The sequence below is a fragment of the Sphingomonas elodea ATCC 31461 genome (assembly GCF_000226955.1).
Lineage (GTDB): Bacteria > Pseudomonadota > Alphaproteobacteria > Sphingomonadales > Sphingomonadaceae > Sphingomonas > Sphingomonas elodea.
This window is the reverse complement of sequence record NZ_AGFU01000009.1, coordinates 75,209-92,044: the sequence shown is the minus strand read 5'-3', so window position 1 is coordinate 92,044 and position 16,836 is coordinate 75,209. Positions and strand designations below refer to the sequence as shown.

The window sequence follows — 16,836 nt, the reverse complement described above, 5'->3', positions numbered from 1 at the left end:
TGGGGTACGCTACGGCAAGAAGGCCGTCGAAGAGGGGCTGCTACTCGCACGAAAATGATGCGTCAACCCCTAAGGAAATAATTTCCTTTCAATTCGTGCGAGATTCTCGTACGTATCTGTCTCCGTCGTCGGCTCCCACCCCCCAGGGGGCTGGCGGCGGAACCAGGTATATTGCCGCTTGGCATATTGGCGGGTTGCCGTAGCACCCGCCGCGACGGCCATTTCCTCGCTCCATTCCCCCGAAATCCGCCGGCCGATCTCTGCCACGCCGATGGCGCGCAGCACGGGCGCGTCCGCCGGGATGTCGGTGCGGGCGAGCAGTGCGCGAACCTCGGCGTCGGCGGTCGCGACCATCATCGCGAAGCGCCGGTCGATCCGCGCGCCGAGCCAGTCGCGGTCGGGCAGCAGGATGAGCGCGGCGAGCCGGACGGCATCGCCGATCCCGCCCTCGCGCCGGTCCTGCCAGGCGGCGAGCGTGCGCCCGGTGGCGCGCACCACCTCCAGCGCACGGGCGACGCGGGTGGTGTCGGTGGGGCTCAGCCGCGCCGCCGCAGCGGGATCGGCGAGGGTGAGCGCGGCATGGGCCTCTGCGACAGGCAGGGCGCGAACATCGGCGCGGATGGCGGGGTCGATTTCCGGGATCGGTGCGATGCCGTCGATCAGCGTGCGGAGATAGAGGCCGGTGCCGCCGACCAGGATCGGCAGACGATCGGCGGCATGTGCCTCGGCGATCGCGGCGCGCGCTTCGGCGGCCCAGCGGGCGGCGGAACAGGCCTCGGCGCCGTCGATATGGCCGAACAGCCGGTGCGGCGCACGGGCTTCCTCTTCTTCCGAGGGGCGGGCGGTGAGGATGCGGAGATCGGCATAGACCTGCATCGAATCCGCGTTGATCACGGTGCCGCGATGCTTTTCGGCCAGCGCCAGCGCCAGCGCGGACTTGCCGCTGGCCGTCGGCCCTGCAATGAGCGCGACGCGCGGCAATTCAGGGGAAGTCATGTTCATTGCGACGCTGATAGCAGAAGGTCTTTCGTCAGGGCAGGTCGACGCCGCCGTCGGCAAGCTCGCCGCCGCAGGCTGCACGCCGGGGGCAGGGAGGTGGCTGGACGAAGGCATTGCCGCGGACCTTCCCTTCGCTGCGCAGCCCGATGCCGCGCGCACCGCGCTGGAGGGCGCCGTGTCCGGTGCCGACGTGATCGTGCAGGTGGAGGCCCACCGCGAGAAGAAGCTGCTCGTCGCCGACATGGATTCGACGATGATCACCGTCGAATGCATCGACGAACTGGCCGACTATGCCGGCATCAAGCCGCAGATCGCCGAGGTGACCGAGCGGGCGATGCGCGGCGAACTGGACTTCGCCGCCGCGCTCGACGCGCGCGTCGCGCTGCTCGTGGGGTTGAGCGAGCGTGCCATCGACCAGTGCCTCGAAGAGCGCGTGCGGCTGATGCCGGGTGCCGTCGCGCTGGTGAAGACCATGCGCGCGCGCGGCGCGCACACGATCCTCGTCTCGGGCGGTTTCACCCGCTTTGCCGAGCCGGTCGGCACGCGCATCGGCTTCGATCGCCGCATCGCCAATGTGCTGGAGATCGAGGACGGCAAGCTCACCGGAATCGTCACCAAGCCGATCGTCGACAGCAGCACCAAGGAAACCACGCTGCTCGGCGCGATGGCGGAGCTGGGCCTCGCGCCCGAGCAGACCATGGCGGTGGGCGACGGCGCCAACGATCTGGCGATGATCCGCAAGGCGGGGCTGGGCGTCGCCTATCACGCCAAGCCGATCGTTGCCGCCGCCGCCGGAGCCCGCATCGATCATGGCGACCTGACGGCGCTGCTCTATGCCCAGGGCATCCCCAGCGCCGAGTGGGTCACCGAGTAAGAACCTAGCGGACGCCGCGCCCGAAGGTGTAGCTGAGCGCCAGGCCGCCGGAGAACTGGTTCTTCGCGCCGAAACGCTCGGTGATCGGCGAACGCGCGGCGTCGCCGGTCATCCGGTCATAGGCGAGATAGCCGTACAGGCCCCAGCGCCGGGTGAGCTGGCGCAGGCCGGTCGCGGCGAGGCCGACGCTGTGCACCACCGTGCCGCCGACCTGATAGACCGGGATCCCGGCGGCGGTCGCGTCGCGCTGGGTGACGCCGAAATAGGCCCGGCGATACTTCGCGTCCGACAGGTTCACGCGCGGCCCCACCGCTACCAGCCAGCGATCGCCATCGCGCTGGATATAGTCGAGCGCCAGCATGCTCACCACGCCGCCATGCCCGTTCGCGCCCTTGCGCAACTCGCCATAGGCGCGGAGCTGGGGGGCGACGTAGTAGCTGGCGAACACCCCGGGCTCGACGGTGAAGCTGACCTTGGTCAGGTCGGCGCCGACGCGGCGTCGGGTGCGCGCGCTCTGCAGGCCGATCGCGATGCCCGCTTCCAGTCCGCTGCGGTCGTACAGGGTGATGTTCGGGCTTTCGTCGGCGGCTTCATATTCGAACTGGGCGTCGCCGCGGGCGGTCGCGAAGTCGAACAGCGGACGCACCGCATTGTGGTCCGCGCCCGGATAGCTCGGCACGGCCTGCGCGCCGATCGCGATACGGTAGCGCCGCGGCGCGGATGCGTCGTCGCTCGTCTGTGCCTGGGCCGGAACGGCCGTCGCGAGCAGCAGGCCGGCGGAAAGAACTAGGCGTCGCATCCAATATCTCCCTGTTATCGCTGCACTGCCATGCAGGGCTGCAACGCGCCACAGGCTTTTTCGGCTTCCGCCCTCGACGCGAACGGGCCGACGAGCAGTCGGGTGAGCTGGCCGGACTTGGGATAGAAGGGCTGGCGGCCGGGGAAGCGGGGGCGGACCTGGCGCCAGAGGCGCTCGGCATTGCCCGGGGTGGCAAAGGCGCCGAGTTGCACCCGCCAGGCGCCGCTCGCGGCCACCGGCGCGGCAGGGGCGGGTCTGGTCGGCGCGGGCCGCACGGCCGCCTTGCGGGCTGGCGCCGGCGGGGCGTTCGCGACGCTGGTGTCGGCGCTGATCGCCGGGGCGCGCCGGGGCGTGGCCGCGGGCGCCGCGAGCGTGGCCGCGTGCTCGTTCTTCGCAAAGCGCTCGGCCAGGGCCTTGCCCTCCTGCCGCTCGGCCAAGGGGATATACTGCTCCATCTGGGCAAGGGTGCGGGTCGCGGGATCCAGCCCTCCGGCCGAGGCGCGGGTCATCAGCGCATAGGCGCGGACCCAGTTCTTGGCGACGCCGTCGCCGTTGAACAGCATCACGCCCAGCAGATACTGGGCGCGCGGCTCGCCATGCCCGACCGCCCGCTCGAGCCATGGCACCGCCGCCTCGCGCTTGCCGTTTTCGAACAGGACCATGCCGTAATTGGCCTCGCCCAGTTCATGGCCCTGCAGCGCGGCGAGGCGATACCATTTCTCCGCCTCCGCCAGATCGACGGGGACGCCCCGGCCGAGCTTGTAGATCTGGCCCAGATTATACTGTGCGTCCGCATCGCCCTTTTCCGCGAGGGGCCGCCAGGCGCGCAGGGCGCCGGCATAGTCACCGCGATCATACGCTTCCACGCCGGTCTTCACCGCGGCGTCCTGCGCCCGTACGGCGCCCGGCGCGGCGAGCATTGCCAGAAGAAACAGGGCGGCTGATGTGCGCATGCGCGAAGGTTCCCCCAAGTTGAACGCCGAACCGGCCGGCGAACGAGACCTAGCCGCTTACGCTCGCTCCGTTAACCCGATCTTATCCGCACTGGTGGCAAGTATCTCGCCACGTTCGGCAATTTCGAGAGGGTGGATGCGCGTCCTGGCGCTGGCTTCGCAGAAAGGCGGTTCGGGCAAGACCACCTTGTCCGGCCATCTGGCGGTGCAGGCGCAACGCAGCGGCGCCGGCCCGGTGGCGATGATCGACCTCGATCCGCAAGGCTCGCTCACCGACTGGTGGAACGAGCGCGCGGCCGAACTGCCGGCGATCGCCCAGAGCAGCGTCGCGCGGCTCGCCGCCGATATCGAGACGCTGCGCCAGCAGGGCTTCAAGCTGGTGGTGATCGATACCCCGCCGGCGATCACCCAGGCGATCCTCACCGTCATCCAGGTGGCGGAGCTGATCGTGATTCCCACGCGTCCCAGCCCGCACGACCTTCGCGCGGTTGGCGCGACGGTGGAGCTGTGCCAACGCGCCCACAAGCCGCTGCTGTTCGTGGTCAATGCCGCCACCCAGAATGCCCGTATCACCGCCGAGGCCGCGCTGGCGCTGTCGCAGCACGGCACCGTCGCGCCGATGATGCTCCACCACCGCACCGACTTCGCCGCCTCGATGATCGACGGGCGGACGGTGATGGAGGTCGATGCCGGCAGCAAGTCCGCCGCCGAGGTGGCGAGCCTTTGGGGGTATGTCTCCGATCGGCTCGAGAAGAATTTCCGCCGCACCGTGTTCGCGGTACCCACCGCCGCCGCCGCCTTCGCGGCGGCGCGGCCCGCCGCCGGCTTCGGCCGCCGGGTGGTGCGATGAGCGGCATGGGTGCCTCTGCCAAGCCGATGGCGGCGCTGGACGCCGGCCTGCTCGCCCGCAAGGGGCTGGCGCGCAAGCCGGTGCTGGCGGCCGACGAGGGCAGGGCGGCCGTCGCGACCATTTGTCCGCCGGTGCGGGCGGAGGCCGTCGCGGGGATCCCCGACGTGATGGCGATGCAACTCGCCCGTTCGGAACGCGCGACCAAGGACAAGGCCGCGTTCACGCTGCGGCTCGATGCCGAGCGCCGGATGCGTCTGCGGCTGGCCTCGGCGGTGACCGGTCGTTCGGCCCAGCAACTGGTTACTGAGGCGATCGACTCGATGCTCGGCGAGATGACGGAACTGGAATCGCTCGCGCGCCGCATCGCCGCGATCGAAGGATGAGGATGCGTATGCCACCCCGTACACTGCTTTCGATCGGCGCGGCGCTGCTCGCGCTGGGCGGCACCGCCGCGACCGGCGTGGTGGTGCGCAGCGCCGCCTTCGCGACGGTCGCGCCCAACGCGAAGAAGGCCGAACACGAAGCCCGCGCCGCACAGAAGGCGCTGAAAGCCCGCAAGGCGGCCGTCGCCATCGCCCATGCCGAGCAGGCCGTAGCGAACGATCCACAGCGCGGCGACTATCGCGCGCTGCTGGGGCAGGCCTATCTGCTCGCGGGCCGCTTCACCTCCGCCAGCCAGGCCCTGCGGGACGCACTGGCGCTCGATCCCGAAAATGGCCGGGTGGCGCTGAACCTCGCGCTTGCCAGCATCGGCGCGGGCGACTGGGCGGGTGCCCGGTCCCTGCTCCAGATCCATGCGGCACGGATCCCGGCGACCGACCGCGGTCTTGCGATCGCGTTGGCCGGAGATCCCGGCGGGGCAGTGGACATCCTCGCCTCCGCCGTGCGTGCGCCCGACGCGACCGCGCGGACGCGGCAGAACTTCGCACTGGTGCTGGCGCTGGCCGGCCGCTGGGGCGAGGCAAAGGCGGTGGCCGCGATGGACGTCGCGCCCGACCAGCTCAATGCTCGGCTGATGCAGTGGGCGAGCTTCGCCCGGCCGGCCAATGCCTATGATCAGGTGGCGTCGCTGCTCGGCGTGCAGGCGGTGCAGGATGGTGGCCAGCCGGTGGCGCTTGCGCTCGTCCGGCAGCCAGACCTTCTCGCCATGGCGCCCACGTCAGAGCCCACGCCGTCCCCTGTGGCGGCGGAGACCCCCGAACCGCAAGCGGCGATGGTCGAAGCACCCCAGCCGGTGCCGGACTTTACCCCCGTGCCGGTCCGCACAGTCGCGCCGAAGCCGATCCGGCCCGCCGCAGCCCGTCCGGCACCCGCGCCGGCGCGCGTCGCCACCGGGCCCTATGTCGTCCAGCTCGGCGCCTTCGCCAATGCGGGCGTGGCGCGGGATGCGTGGCAGAAGCTGAGCGGCCGCGTTCCGGCACTGGGCCGCCACAAGCCGCAGGGTGCGAACGTGCCTGGCGGCAATGCGACCCTCTACCGCCTGTCGGTCGGCGGCTTCGCACGGCCCGACGCCAAAAGCTTGTGCCGCGCGGTCAAGACCGGCGGCGGTACCTGCTTCGTCCGCATGGCGGCGGGCGATGCGGTGGCAAGCTGGTACAAGCCCGCCCCCCGCATCGGCCTCGCCGCCCGCTGACCGTTCAGACCAGCGTGCCGCCCTTGTAGAGCCGCAGCACGCGGCCCTGGGTCGGCAGGCGGTCGAACGGGGTGTTGCCGGCGCGCGCATTCATCTTGCGTGCGTCGATGATCCAGGGCGTTTCCGGATCGAGCACGATCAGGTCGGCCGGCAGGCCTGGCGCGAGCGCGCCGCTTTCCAGGCCGAGGATCTTCGCCGGATTGGCGGCGAGCAAGGCGAACAGCTTGTCGAGGCTCAGCCTGCCGTCGCGCACCAGGGTCAGCGAGAGTGCGAGCAGCGTCTCGGCCCCCGCCATGCCGGGTTCGGCATCGGCAAAGGGGAGACGCTTGGCCTCGGGCCCGCGCGGATCGTGGCCGGAGGCGATCACGTCGATCGTCCCGTCAGCCACCGCTGCCAGTGCCGCCTGCCGGTCGCTCTCGTCGCGCAGCGGCGGGGAGAGGCGAGCAAAGGTACGGAAGTCGCTGATCGCAATGTCCGACAGCAGCAGATGCGCGGGCGTGATCCCGCAGGTGACATGGACGCCGCGACGCTTGGCCGCACGGATCAGGTCGAATCCCGCCGCCGTCGTCACCTGGCGGAAGTGGAGCTTCGCGCCGGTTTCCTCGGCCAGCATCAGGTCGCGCGCGATGGCGAGCGCCTCTGCGATCGCCGGTGCGCTGGGCAGGCCGAGTCGCGCGGCGGTCTCGCCGGCGGTGGCGACCGTGCCGTCGGCCAGCCCGCCATCCTCGGCATGGGCGACGACGGTGAGGTTCAGGTCGCGCGCATAGAGCAGTGCCTTGCGCATCGTGCCGGCATTGGCGATCCAGCGCCGCCCGGTGGCGATGGCGCGCGCGCCGGCCGAGGCGTTGATCGCGATCTCGGCCAAGTCCACGCCCGCCAGCCCGCGCGTGGCGGCGGCGAGGGGGTGGACCCAGAGCTCGGGCTTGCCGGAGACGGCGGCACGGCGGACGATGCCGGGATCGTCTAGCACCGGCGACTGGTCCGGCATCAGGCCGACCCGGGCGATCCCGCCGAAGCGGCAGGCGCCCTTGTCGACCGCGAACACGCCCAGATCGATCAGAGCAGGGGCAAGTATCTTGCCGGTGACATCGACGATCTCGGCATCGGCGGGCGCATCGACCTGGCCGACCGCGACGATGGTGTCGCCCTGCACCAGCAGGTCGCCGTCGGTGATCCCTCCCTTGGGGCAGACCAGCGTGGCGTTGCGGAAGAGGATGCTGCTCATGCCCAGCCCTCCACGCCGCGGGCTCGCCTGGTGAGCACGTCGAGGCAGGCCATGCGGACCGCCACGCCCATTTCCACCTGTTCGGTGATCGCGCTGCGCTCCGGATGATCGGCGACGATCGAGTCGATCTCGACGCCGCGGTTCATCGGGCCGGGGTGCATCACCAGCGCATCGGGCTTGGCCCGGGCGAGGCGTTCGGGGGTGAGGCCGTAGCGCATGTGGAACTCGCGAGTCGAAGGGATGTAGCCGCCATCCATCCGCTCGTTCTGGACGCGGAGCATCATCACCACGTCGGCGTCTTCCAGCGCGGCGTCGAAATCGGTGAACGGGGTGACGAACATCCGGTCCATCGCCGGCGGCATCAGCGTCGAAGGGGCGACCACGCGCACCTCGGCGGCGAGTGCGGTCAGCGCGAGGATGTTCGATCGGGCGACGCGGCTGTGGAGGATGTCGCCGCAGATCACCACCCGCTGTCCTGCCACCGATCCACGCCGGCGGCGGATGGTGAGGGCATCGAGCAGCGCCTGCGTCGGGTGCTCGTGCCAGCCGTCGCCGGCGTTGAGCACCGGGCAGTCGACCTTGTCGGCGATCAGCCGCACCGCGCCCGAACTGGCGTGGCGGATGACGATCACGTCGGCGCGCATCGCGTTGAGCGTGACGGCCGTGTCGATCAGCGTCTCGCCCTTCTTCACGCTGCTCTGCGCGGCGTGCATGTTGACGACATCGGCGCCGAGCCGCTTTCCGGCGATCTCGAACGAGAGCAGGGTGCGTGTCGAATTCTCGAAAAAGGCGTTGATCTGGGTGAGGCCTTCCAGCCGCTTGTCGCTCTTGGCGCGGCTGCGATTGGCCTCGACCCATTGTTCCGCCTCGTCGAGCAGGAACATGATTTCGTGGGGCTGGAGTCCCGAAATGCCGGTGAGGTGCCGGTGCGGGAAAACGGCGCTGCCCTGTATCTGGGCACCGGGGCGATGATCGGAGGTTTGCATTAAAGCCGCCGCCTAACGCCCGCCGAGCGCACGCGCAACCCGGTCAGGCGTTCACCAGCCCGTCGATCGCGCCTTGCAGGATATAGGCGGCGGCCATCTTGTCGATCAGCTCGGCCCGCTTTGCGCGGCTGGCGTCCTGTTCGATCAGCGTCCGCTCCACCGCCACCGTCGACCAGCGCTCGTCCCACATCAGGATCGGCAGGCCCATGTCCGCACAGTTGCGGGCGAAGGCGCGGGTCGACTGGGTGCGGGGGCTGTCGGTGCCGTCGAGGTTGAGGGGCAGGCCGATCACCATGCCGACCACCTGCTGCGCGGCGATCAACTCCGCCAGCGCGGCCTTGTCCTTGGTGAACTTGGAGCGGCGGATCAGCTGGGCGGGGCTGGCGAAGCTCCAGCCGGCGTCGCACAGCGCGGTGCCGATCGTCTTGGTGCCGACGTCGAGGCCGATCAGGCGGCCGCCCTGGGGCAGGGCGGCGCGGAAGTCGCTGGGGGTGGTCGTGATCACCGCGTGGCTATACGGCGTGGGCGACGCCCGTGCGAGGCCTCAGATCGGCAATTCGGTGGTCGACTTGATCTCGGAAAGCGCCACCACCGAGTTGATTTCCTGGATGCCGGGCAGCTTGCTCAGCTTTTCGAAGAAGAAGCGCTCATAGGCGTCGATATCCTCGGCGACGATTCGGAGCATGAAGTCCACGGTCCCCATCAGCACATAGGCGTCGAGCACCTCGGGGAAGCCCTGGATCGCGACACTGAATTCGTCGAGATTGGCGCGGCCGTGCGCGTTCAGCTTCACCTGCGCGAAGATGTGTGCGTTGAGCCCCACCTTGCGCCGATCGACCAGCGCCACGCGCTTGCGGATCACGCCTTCGCGCTCCAGCCGGTCGACCCGCCGCCAGCAGGGGGAGGGGGAAAGCCCGATCCGCTCCGCCAGCTCGGCCGTGGTCAGGCTGGAATCGCGCTGCAGCTCGCGGAGAATCTTGCGCTCCTGGGGATCTAGGTCGGTCATAATTACCGGTTATAGCGAAGTACTAGGATAAAATAACCCAAAAATAGCTGTCCTGCGCCCAATTCCGGCAAGCATTGCCCGGTCGCCCCTGCCAGAATCGCGGCAACGAAAGGAAGGCTCACGATGGTATTGCAGGTGCAGGGCGACAGCCTGGTGGAAGAAGTGCTGATGCTGAAGGATGTCGAGGCGGGGCTGGACGGCGTGATCGCGGTCCATTCCACCGTGCTCGGGCCGGGGGCGGGCGGGTGTCGCCTCTGGCACTATGCCGACAGCGAGGCCGCTTTCGCCGACGCGGTGCGGCTGGCCGAGGGGATGAGCTACAAGAATGCGTTGGCGGGCCTGCCGCTGGGCGGTGCCAAGGCGGTGCTGCGGCGGCCGGCGGGGGATTTCGACCGGGGAAAACTGTTCCGCGCCTTCGGGCGGGCCGTGGCCAGGCTCGAGGGGCGCTACGTCACGGCGGAGGATGTCGGCACCGGCGTCGCCGACATGGAGGCGGTAGCGGAGGCGACCCGCCATGTCGCCGGACTGGCCCAGCGCGAGGGGCGGCCGGGCGGCGATCCGTCTCCGCATACGGCGTTTGGCGTGTTCATGGCGATGGCCCATGCCGCGCGCCGTCGGCTCGGGCGGGAGCTCAGCGAATGCACCGTTGCCATCCAGGGCGTCGGCCATGTCGGCGAGGCGCTGGCGCAGCTGCTGCACGGCGCCGGTGCCAGGCTGATCGTGGCGGATGTCGATTCGCAGCGGGTCGCACGGGTGGCAGTGGCGACCGGCGCCGAGGTCGCGTCGAGCACGCAGGTGCTGGCGGCGCGGGCCGACATTCTGGCACCCTGCGCGCTCGGCGGCGTGCTCAACGCCGAATCGGTTGCCGCGATTCGCGCGCAGCTGGTGTGCGGTGCAGCGAACAACCAGCTCGCGACACCGGCCGACGGGGATCGGCTGGCGCGACGCGGCATCCTCTACGCGCCGGATTATGTCGTGAACGCCGGCGGCATCATCAACGTGGCCGGCGAATATCTCGGCTGGGCGCCGCACGAGGTCTCGCAGCGGGTGGAAGCGACGGGCAAGCGGCTGGCGGCCGTACTCGACCATGCCGAGGCGCACGGGCTGGCCCCGCATGCCGCGGCGAACGCGCTGGCCCGCGCGGCGATCGCCGCCGGCAGGGTCCGGACGCCGGTCGCGGCCTGATCAGCCCGGCCGCTTCTCGAACGTCGCGAGGCGGCGCGCCGCATCCGCTCGGACATTCGCCCAGAACAGGCTGTAGTCGAACACATGATAGTTGTTCCCCGGCAGCACATACTGGCCGAAGTCCGGCGGGGCGGTGCCGATCGTCAGAATGCCGCGCCCGTCGCAGCGGGCAGGCACACGGCCCGGCTCCAGATGCGCGGACTGGAGGTTCATGTCCGGGATCAGCGAACCGAGATTGGCGCTTGCGGGGGCCGAGTCGCTGGGCTTGCCGGTGATCGGATTGGTGCAGAGCATCTTCGTGCCCGCCCGCGGCTGGCCGGTGAAGCCCTTGGTCGCGTCGAAGGTATCGACGATCAGCGCCGGGTCGGCTGGGTCGGCGAAGCTCTGCCAGGAGAGGATGCAGCCGGCCTGGTCCGGCCCCGAACAGGCGGGCAGGCCCATCTTCGGCAGGTCCGCGGTCAGCGACACGGGCCAGCCGACGACATAGGCGGCGACCACGCGGGCAGCGACCGGCGTGCCCGCGACTCGCTCGGCCAGTAGGCGGGCCAGGTGCAGCGCGCCCTGGCTGTGTCCGGCGAGAATGATCGGCCGATCGCCCGCTTCGTGGAGGAACTCCTCGAACGCCGCCGCCACGTCGCGATAGGCGAGGTCGAGCGCCTTCTGCGCCTGGGCCTTGCTGGTCAGGAACGCGCCGAAGGTCGCCTGGCGATAGCGCGGCGCCCAGATCGCGGCGCTTTCATTGAACGCGCTCGCCTGGCCGCGCAGGAACAGCTCGGCGCGGGCATTGGCGTCCGGGTTGGTCAGCGGCGCGTTCCACTGCTTGGTGTCGAGGAACGAGGTGGGGTGGATGAAGAACAGCGCCGCGCGAGGGTTGGCCGCGGGGCTGTGCCCGATCGGCGCCCAAAGCGCCGGGTTGCCCGGCTTGTCCGGCCGGGCGATCCACATCTCCGCCTTGGCATAGTCGCGCGGCGATACCGGCGGCAGGTCTGCGGCATCGCCTGCCGGCACCATGAACTGGCGCATCAGCTGGATGCCGTAGAGCCGGTAGGCAAACATGGAAGCAACGCCGAGCATGATCAGGATCGCAACCGCATAGAGGAATTTCCGGGCCAATCGGCCTCTCCATTGTGCAATGCAGCATAAACAGGCGGGGACGCAATCGCGTTCCCGGCAGTCTCGCGTGCGAAGGATGCAACCGCAAGTGCCGATGCGCGATTGCGGCGCTTGAAGGGGCGGGGCTCGGCTGTTAGGCGCAGGAACATGTCCGTAGACACCGCAACCGTGAAGAAAGTGGCGAGCCTGGCGCGTATCGCGATCAGCGACGCCGATGCCGAGCGCCTCGCGCCCGAACTCAACAACATCGTGGGCTGGATCGAGCAGCTCGGCGAAGTCGACACGAAGGATGTCGCGCCGATGACTGCGGTGATCCCGAACACGCTGCGCCTGCGCGCCGACGTGATCACCGAGGGCAACCAGCGCGACGCGGTGCTGGCGAACGCGCCGCAGGGCGAACATGGCTTCTTCACGGTTCCGAAGGTGGTGGAATGAGCGCGCTGACGGATCTGGGCGTCGCCGCCATCCGCAACGGCGTGCGCGACGGCGAATTCTCCGCGCGCGAAGTCGCCGAGGCGTTCAACACCGCCGTGGCCGGCGCCGACGCGCTCAACGCGTTCATCGTCAAGACCCCCGAGCATGCGCTCACCGCCGCCGATGCGGCCGACAAGGCGCGCGCCGCGGGCGAGACGCTCAAGCCGCTGGCCGGCGTGCCGATCGGCATGAAGGACCTGTTCGCCACCAAGGGCGTGCAGACCACCGCGGCCAGCCGCATCCTCGAAGGCTTCAAGCCCGAGTATGAATCCACTGTCTCTCACAAGCTGTGGGACGCGGGCGCCGGCATGCTCGGCAAGCTCAATCTCGACCAGTTCGCGATGGGCTCGTCGAACGAGACCAGCTATTTCGGCAACGTGATCTCGCCGTGGCGGCGGGGCGAGGGCGATACCACGCCGCTCGCGCCCGGCGGCTCCTCGGGCGGCAGCTCGGCGGCGATCGCGGCGCGGCTCTGCCCGGCGGCGACCGGCACCGATACCGGCGGCTCGATCCGCCAGCCGGCGGCGTTCACCGGCATCTCGGGCATCAAGCCCACCTATGGCCGCTGCTCGCGCTGGGGCGTGGTGGCGTTCGCCTCCTCGCTCGATCAGGCCGGCCCGATGGCGCGCGACGTGCGCGACTGCGCGATCCTGCTCGAGGCGATGGCGGGCTTTGATCCCAAGGATTCGACCTCGCTCGACATGGCGGTCCCGAACTGGGAGGCGGGCCTCTCCGCCGATCTGCGCGGCAAGCGTGTCGGCATCCCGGCCGAGTACCGGATGGACGGCACCCCGGCCGAGATCGAGGCGCTGTGGCAGCAGGGCATCGCCTGGCTGAAGGATGCCGGGGCCGAGATCGTCGAGGTCAGCCTGCCGCACACCAAATATGCGCTGCCGGCCTATTACATCATCGCGCCGGCCGAAGCTTCGTCCAACCTCGCCCGCTATGACGGCGTGCGCTATGGTCTCCGCGAACTGGCCGACGGCCAGAACCTGCAGGACATGTACGCCGCCACCCGCGCCGCCGGCTTCGGCGACGAGGTGAAGCGCCGCATCCTGATCGGCACCTATGTGCTGTCGGCCGGCTTCTACGATGCCTATTACACCCAGGCGCAGAAGGTCCGCACGCTGATCGCGCGCGACTTCGACAATGCCTGGAGCCAGTGCGACCTGCTGCTCACCCCGACGGCGCCGAGCGCGGCGTTCGGGCTGGGCGAGAAGGTCGATCCGCTGGCGATGTACCTCAACGACGTGTTCACCGTGCCGGCGAGCCTCGCGGGCGTGCCCGCGATGAGCGTGCCGGGCGGTCTGGATGCGGGCGGCCTGCCGCTGGGCCTGCAGATCATCGGCAAGCCGTTCGACGAGCAGGGCGTGCTCAACGCCGGCCTCGCGATCGAGCAGCGCGCTGGCTTCACCGCGCGTCCCAAGGCCTGGTGGTAACCTAACGATCCTCCCCGTGCCGGGGAGGATCTTTTTATCCCTGCACGATCGGCACGGCGAGATAGGCCAGCCGCCGTACCTCGCGGCGGCCGCGCACCACCGTGTCGAGGATCAGCCCGGTAAAGAAGCTCAATGTCGCGACGATCGACAGGCCGGTCACCAGCACGGCGGTCGGCAGGCGCGGGACCTGGCCGGTGTGCCAGTAGGTCACACCCAGGGGTATCGCGAGCAGCACCGCCAGCAGCGCCAGCGCACCGGCAATGCCGCCGAAGAACAGGATCGGTCGCTCGATGCGGAACAGCGTCACGATCGTGCGCAGGATCCGCCAGCCGTCGCGATAGGTGGAGAGCTTCGAGGTCGAGCCTTCGGGCCGCGCGGCATAGGCGGTGACGATCTCCGCCACCGGCATGCGCAGCTCCAGCGCGTGGATGCTGATCTCGGTCTCGATCTCGAACCCGGCGGAGAGCACGGGGAAGCTCTTCACGAACCGCCGCGAGAACACCCGGTACCCCGACAGGATGTCGCTGAAGCTGCGGCCGAAGAGCCGGGCCAGCATGCCGGTGAGCATCCGGTTGCCCAGCCGATGCCCGCGCCGATAGGCCAGCTCCACCTCGGACTTGCGCGCGCCGACGACCATGTCGAGCTGTTCGTCGAGCAGCCGCTCGATCAGGGCAGGCGCGGCATCGGCGTCATAGGTGAGGTCGCCGTCGGACAGGACGTACACGTCCGCCTCGATATCGGCGAACATGCGGCGTACGACATTGCCCTTGCCCTGCATCCGCTCGCTGCGCACCACCGCGCCGGCGGCTTGCGCCACCTCGATCGTCCGGTCGCGGCTGTTGTTGTCGTACACATACACCGTGGCGCCCGGCAGGCTCGACCGAAACGCCTCTACGGTGCGGGCGATCGCCACCTCTTCATTGTAGCAGGGCAGCAGGACCGCCACCCGCAAGCCCGCAAACCGATCCTGAAACCGCGACGCCACCGAGGCCATGCCCGCCATACTCCTTCTCGCCGGGCGCCTAGTCGACTCGAGGGCGCCGCGCAATTGGGCGCTGGACCTGAGGGCGGCGACGCGCGATAGGCAGAGCCACGCATATCCCATTACCTTGTGAAGAGCACATGGCGACCAAGACTGCATCGAGCTACCGAATCCAGGGCGATACCGGCGAATGGGAGGTCGTGATCGGCCTCGAAGTCCATGCCCAGGTCACGTCGAACGCCAAGCTGTTTTCCGGTGCGGCCACGGCGTTCGGGGCAGAGCCCAATAGCCAGGTGAGCCTTATCGATGCCGCGATGCCCGGCATGCTGCCCACGCCCAACCGCGAGTGCATCCGCCAGGCGGTGCGCACCGGCATGGCGATCGGCGCGGTGATCAACAAATGGTCGCGCTTCGATCGGAAGAACTATTTCTACGCCGATCTGCCGCAGGGCTACCAGATCAGCCAGCTCTACCACCCGCTGGTGGGCGAGGGCGAGATCACGATCAGCCTCGACGAGAAGGACCCGGAGGCCGAGATCAAGTCCATCGGTGTCGAGCGCATCCATGTCGAGCAGGATGCCGGCAAGCTGATGCACGACCAGCACCCGACCCGCTCCTATGTCGACCTCAACCGCGCGGGCGTGGCGCTGATGGAGATCGTGTCGAAGCCGGACATGCGCTCGCCGGCCGAGGCGGGCGCCTATCTCTCGAAGCTGCGCTCGATCCTGCGCTATGTCGGCTCGTGCGACGGTAACATGGACCAGGGCTCGATGCGCGCCGACGTCAACGTTTCGGTGCGCAAGCCGGGCGAGCCGTTCGGCACGCGTACCGAGACCAAGAACGTCAACTCGGTGCGCTTCGTGATGCAGGCGATCGAATATGAGGCGCGGCGCCAGGTCGAGGTGCTGGAGGGCGGCGGCCGGATCGTTCAGGAAACCCGCCTGTTCGATCCCGACAAGGGCGAGACCCGCTCGATGCGCTCGAAGGAAGACGCGCATGATTACCGCTACTTCCCTGATCCCGATCTGCTGCCGCTGGAGCTGGACGACAGCTTCCTCGAGGAATGCCGCCAGAGCCTGCCCGAGCTGCCGGACGCCAAGCGCCGCCGCTACGAGGAGTCGCTGGGCCTCACCGCCTATAACGCCGCGGTGTTGACCGCCGAGGCGGAGACGGCGCGCTGGTTCGAGGCCTTGCTCGCCGAAAGCGCGCGCATCCAGAAGAAGGGCGAGCAGGAAGTCGCTCGCGCCGCAGCCAACTGGCTGCTCTCGGACCTGTACGGGGCGCTCAACCGCCTGGGCAAGGGCATCGACGAGAGCCCGGTCAGCCCCGAGGCGGGCGCCGAACTGCTCGCACTGGTCGCCGACGGCACCATTTCGAACACGCTGGGCAAGCAGGTGTTCGAGATCATGCTGGAGACCGGCGATGCGCCGGGCAAGATCGTCGAAGAGCGCGGCATGAAGCAGACCAGCGACACCGGCGCGATCGAGGCGGTGATCGCCGAGATCCTGGCCAAGAACCCGAATCAGCTCGAACAGTATCGCGCCGGCAAGGAGGCGCTGTTCGGCTTCTTCGTCGGCCAGACGATGAAGGCGATGGCCGGCAAGGCCAACCCGGCGGTGGTCAACGAGCTGCTCAAGAAGGCGCTGAGCTGAGGGGAGGCAAGGGGATGCTGCGTCGACTGGTCGTCCTGGCCCTGTGCCTGTTCCCGCTGACCGCGTCGGCGCAGACCGCGCCCGCATCCCCTGCCGCCAATCCCAAGGTGGCGATCGAGACCAGCGCCGGGCGGATGGTGGTCGAGGTATATCTCGACAAGGCGCCCGTCTCCGCCCGGAACTTCCTGCGCTATGTCGATGCCAAGCGGCTGGACGGGGTGGTGTTCTACCGCACCGTCAAGCCGGCGGAGAAGTTCGGCTTCGTCCAGTTCGGCATCCAGAACGCGCCGGCCAAGATGTTCCCGCCGATCAAGCATGAGCCGACCAGCGAAACCGGCATCAAGCATCTCGACGGCACGCTCTCGCTGCCCCGCCTGGCACCTGGCAGCGCGCGCGGCGAGTTTACCATCATGGTCGGCGATCAGCCCTCCTTCGATGCGGACCCGAGCAAGCCCGGCGATAATCTGGGTTTCGCCGCGTTCGGCCGGGTAATCGAAGGGCACGACGTGCTGCTCAAGATTCTGGACGGGCCGATCTCGCCGACCAAGACGCTGATGGGCAGCTTCAAGGGCGAGGTGCCGGAAGCGCCCGTCAAGATCCTCTCGGCTCGCCGCCTGACGCCGTGATCGCGACGCTGGCTTGGGGAGAATCGTTGCGCGGCCAATA

The 16,836-nt window shown here is 69.2% G+C and carries 18 protein-coding genes; 9 read left to right on the top strand and 9 right to left on the bottom strand.

What is annotated here, in order from left to right; all coding sequences use genetic code 11:
- Positions 1-69 precede the first annotated feature (69 nt).
- Entirely contained in the window at positions 70-996 is a 927-nt protein-coding gene (miaA, locus tag KK7_RS20065) for a tRNA (adenosine(37)-N6)-dimethylallyltransferase MiaA (protein WP_193377988.1), read from the bottom strand.
- Between miaA and serB the strand changes: the two genes are divergently transcribed.
- Positions 995-1,873 carry a phosphoserine phosphatase SerB gene (serB, locus tag KK7_RS0103825; RefSeq protein ID WP_010543320.1) on the top strand — a complete coding sequence of 293 codons (879 nt, stop codon included), beginning with the start codon at positions 995-997 and terminating at the stop codon, positions 1,871-1,873. The two genes, miaA and serB, sit on opposite strands and share 2 nt — an antisense overlap.
- Before the next feature lie 4 nt (positions 1,874-1,877).
- Here serB and KK7_RS21455 read toward each other — a convergent pair whose 3' ends face one another.
- Both KK7_RS21455 and KK7_RS0103815 read right to left on the bottom strand, forming a co-directional pair.
- On the bottom strand, positions 1,878-2,672 hold the full coding sequence (locus tag KK7_RS21455; protein WP_010543319.1) for a MipA/OmpV family protein: 795 nt from the start codon (positions 2,670-2,672) through the stop codon (positions 1,878-1,880).
- A gap of 14 nt (positions 2,673-2,686) precedes the next feature.
- Entirely contained in the window at positions 2,687-3,625 is a 939-nt protein-coding gene (locus KK7_RS0103815; protein WP_010543318.1) for an SPOR domain-containing protein, read from the bottom strand.
- 136 nt (positions 3,626-3,761) lie between these two features.
- Between KK7_RS0103815 and KK7_RS0103810 the strand changes: the two genes are divergently transcribed.
- Genes KK7_RS0103810 through KK7_RS0103800 form a run of 3 tightly spaced genes read left to right on the top strand, consistent with a single transcriptional unit; the run spans position 3,762 to position 6,108 of the window.
- Entirely contained in the window at positions 3,762-4,475 is a 714-nt protein-coding gene (locus KK7_RS0103810; protein ID WP_010543317.1) for a ParA family protein, read from the top strand.
- Positions 4,472-4,858 (top strand): hypothetical protein, encoded by a 387-nt coding sequence (locus KK7_RS20055; RefSeq protein ID WP_051121244.1) that lies wholly within the window; start codon positions 4,472-4,474, stop codon positions 4,856-4,858. The genes KK7_RS0103810 and KK7_RS20055 overlap by 4 nt, the downstream gene beginning before the upstream one ends.
- A 2-nt stretch (positions 4,859-4,860) precedes the next feature.
- Entirely contained in the window at positions 4,861-6,108 is a 1,248-nt protein-coding gene (locus tag KK7_RS0103800; protein WP_051121242.1) for an SPOR domain-containing protein, read from the top strand.
- Positions 6,109-6,112: 4 nt separating this feature from the next.
- Here KK7_RS0103800 and KK7_RS0103795 read toward each other — a convergent pair whose 3' ends face one another.
- Genes KK7_RS0103795 through KK7_RS0103780 form a run of 4 tightly spaced genes read right to left on the bottom strand, consistent with a single transcriptional unit; the run spans position 6,113 to position 9,325 of the window.
- On the bottom strand, positions 6,113-7,333 hold the full coding sequence (locus KK7_RS0103795) for a dihydroorotase (protein ID WP_010543314.1): 1,221 nt from the start codon (positions 7,331-7,333) through the stop codon (positions 6,113-6,115).
- Positions 7,330-8,319, bottom strand: a complete 990-nt coding sequence (locus tag KK7_RS0103790) for an aspartate carbamoyltransferase catalytic subunit (protein ID WP_010543313.1) — start codon at positions 8,317-8,319, stop codon at positions 7,330-7,332. The genes KK7_RS0103795 and KK7_RS0103790 overlap by 4 nt, the downstream gene beginning before the upstream one ends.
- Before the next feature lie 43 nt (positions 8,320-8,362).
- Positions 8,363-8,824: a Holliday junction resolvase RuvX gene (ruvX, locus tag KK7_RS0103785; protein WP_010543312.1), complete on the bottom strand. Its 462-nt coding sequence runs from the start codon at positions 8,822-8,824 to the stop codon at positions 8,363-8,365.
- 39 nt (positions 8,825-8,863) lie between these two features.
- Positions 8,864-9,325 (bottom strand): Lrp/AsnC family transcriptional regulator, encoded by a 462-nt coding sequence (locus tag KK7_RS0103780; RefSeq protein WP_010543311.1) that lies wholly within the window; start codon positions 9,323-9,325, stop codon positions 8,864-8,866.
- A gap of 123 nt (positions 9,326-9,448) precedes the next feature.
- Here KK7_RS0103780 and KK7_RS0103775 point away from each other — a divergent pair, with 123 nt between their 5' ends.
- Entirely contained in the window at positions 9,449-10,510 is a 1,062-nt protein-coding gene (locus KK7_RS0103775) for a Glu/Leu/Phe/Val family dehydrogenase (protein ID WP_010543310.1), read from the top strand.
- Here KK7_RS0103775 and KK7_RS0103770 read toward each other — a convergent pair whose 3' ends face one another.
- The gene (locus tag KK7_RS0103770; RefSeq protein WP_010543309.1) at positions 10,511-11,623 is read right to left on the bottom strand and encodes a DUF3089 domain-containing protein; all 1,113 of its coding nucleotides are present in this window, start codon (positions 11,621-11,623) and stop codon (positions 10,511-10,513) included.
- Positions 11,624-11,770: 147 nt separating this feature from the next.
- Between KK7_RS0103770 and gatC the strand changes: the two genes are divergently transcribed.
- Together gatC and gatA are read left to right on the top strand one after the other, a co-directional pair.
- Positions 11,771-12,058, top strand: coding sequence for an Asp-tRNA(Asn)/Glu-tRNA(Gln) amidotransferase subunit GatC (gene gatC / locus KK7_RS0103765; protein ID WP_010543308.1), 288 nt, complete (start codon positions 11,771-11,773; stop codon positions 12,056-12,058).
- The gene (gene gatA / locus KK7_RS0103760; RefSeq protein WP_010543307.1) at positions 12,055-13,536 is read left to right on the top strand and encodes an Asp-tRNA(Asn)/Glu-tRNA(Gln) amidotransferase subunit GatA; all 1,482 of its coding nucleotides are present in this window, start codon (positions 12,055-12,057) and stop codon (positions 13,534-13,536) included. The genes gatC and gatA overlap by 4 nt, the downstream gene beginning before the upstream one ends.
- Before the next feature lie 34 nt (positions 13,537-13,570).
- On the opposite strand, the gene KK7_RS0103755 is transcribed toward gatA, so the two are convergent.
- Positions 13,571-14,530 (bottom strand): glycosyltransferase family 2 protein, encoded by a 960-nt coding sequence (locus KK7_RS0103755; RefSeq protein ID WP_010543306.1) that lies wholly within the window; start codon positions 14,528-14,530, stop codon positions 13,571-13,573.
- A gap of 128 nt (positions 14,531-14,658) precedes the next feature.
- Here KK7_RS0103755 and gatB point away from each other — a divergent pair, with 128 nt between their 5' ends.
- Both gatB and KK7_RS0103745 read left to right on the top strand, forming a co-directional pair.
- On the top strand, positions 14,659-16,170 hold the full coding sequence (gatB, locus tag KK7_RS0103750) for an Asp-tRNA(Asn)/Glu-tRNA(Gln) amidotransferase subunit GatB (protein ID WP_010543305.1): 1,512 nt from the start codon (positions 14,659-14,661) through the stop codon (positions 16,168-16,170).
- A gap of 14 nt (positions 16,171-16,184) precedes the next feature.
- Positions 16,185-16,796 carry a peptidylprolyl isomerase gene (locus KK7_RS0103745; protein ID WP_010543304.1) on the top strand — a complete coding sequence of 204 codons (612 nt, stop codon included), beginning with the start codon at positions 16,185-16,187 and terminating at the stop codon, positions 16,794-16,796.
- Positions 16,797-16,836 lie beyond the last annotated feature (40 nt).

What these genes read in the sequence shown, in the direction of transcription:
- serB (WP_010543320.1), top strand. Translation starts at nt 995, where the DNA reads ATGTTCATTGCGACGCTGATAGCAGAAGGTCTTTCGTCAGGGCAGGTC.
- miaA (WP_193377988.1), bottom strand. Translation starts at nt 996, where the DNA reads ATGACTTCCCCTGAATTGCCGCGCGTCGCGCTCATTGCAGGGCCGACG.
- KK7_RS21455 (WP_010543319.1), bottom strand. Translation starts at nt 2,672, where the DNA reads ATGCGACGCCTAGTTCTTTCCGCCGGCCTGCTGCTCGCGACGGCCGTT.
- KK7_RS0103815 (WP_010543318.1), bottom strand. Translation starts at nt 3,625, where the DNA reads ATGCGCACATCAGCCGCCCTGTTTCTTCTGGCAATGCTCGCCGCGCCG.
- KK7_RS0103810 (WP_010543317.1), top strand. Translation starts at nt 3,762, where the DNA reads ATGCGCGTCCTGGCGCTGGCTTCGCAGAAAGGCGGTTCGGGCAAGACC.
- KK7_RS20055 (WP_051121244.1), top strand. Translation starts at nt 4,472, where the DNA reads ATGAGCGGCATGGGTGCCTCTGCCAAGCCGATGGCGGCGCTGGACGCC.
- KK7_RS0103800 (WP_051121242.1), top strand. Translation starts at nt 4,861, where the DNA reads ATGCGTATGCCACCCCGTACACTGCTTTCGATCGGCGCGGCGCTGCTC.
- KK7_RS0103795 (WP_010543314.1), bottom strand. Translation starts at nt 7,333, where the DNA reads ATGAGCAGCATCCTCTTCCGCAACGCCACGCTGGTCTGCCCCAAGGGA.
- KK7_RS0103790 (WP_010543313.1), bottom strand. Translation starts at nt 8,319, where the DNA reads ATGCAAACCTCCGATCATCGCCCCGGTGCCCAGATACAGGGCAGCGCC.
- KK7_RS0103780 (WP_010543311.1), bottom strand. Translation starts at nt 9,325, where the DNA reads ATGACCGACCTAGATCCCCAGGAGCGCAAGATTCTCCGCGAGCTGCAG.
- KK7_RS0103775 (WP_010543310.1), top strand. Translation starts at nt 9,449, where the DNA reads ATGGTATTGCAGGTGCAGGGCGACAGCCTGGTGGAAGAAGTGCTGATG.
- gatC (WP_010543308.1), top strand. Translation starts at nt 11,771, where the DNA reads ATGTCCGTAGACACCGCAACCGTGAAGAAAGTGGCGAGCCTGGCGCGT.
- gatA (WP_010543307.1), top strand. Translation starts at nt 12,055, where the DNA reads ATGAGCGCGCTGACGGATCTGGGCGTCGCCGCCATCCGCAACGGCGTG.
- KK7_RS0103755 (WP_010543306.1), bottom strand. Translation starts at nt 14,530, where the DNA reads ATGGCCTCGGTGGCGTCGCGGTTTCAGGATCGGTTTGCGGGCTTGCGG.
- gatB (WP_010543305.1), top strand. Translation starts at nt 14,659, where the DNA reads ATGGCGACCAAGACTGCATCGAGCTACCGAATCCAGGGCGATACCGGC.
- KK7_RS0103745 (WP_010543304.1), top strand. Translation starts at nt 16,185, where the DNA reads ATGCTGCGTCGACTGGTCGTCCTGGCCCTGTGCCTGTTCCCGCTGACC.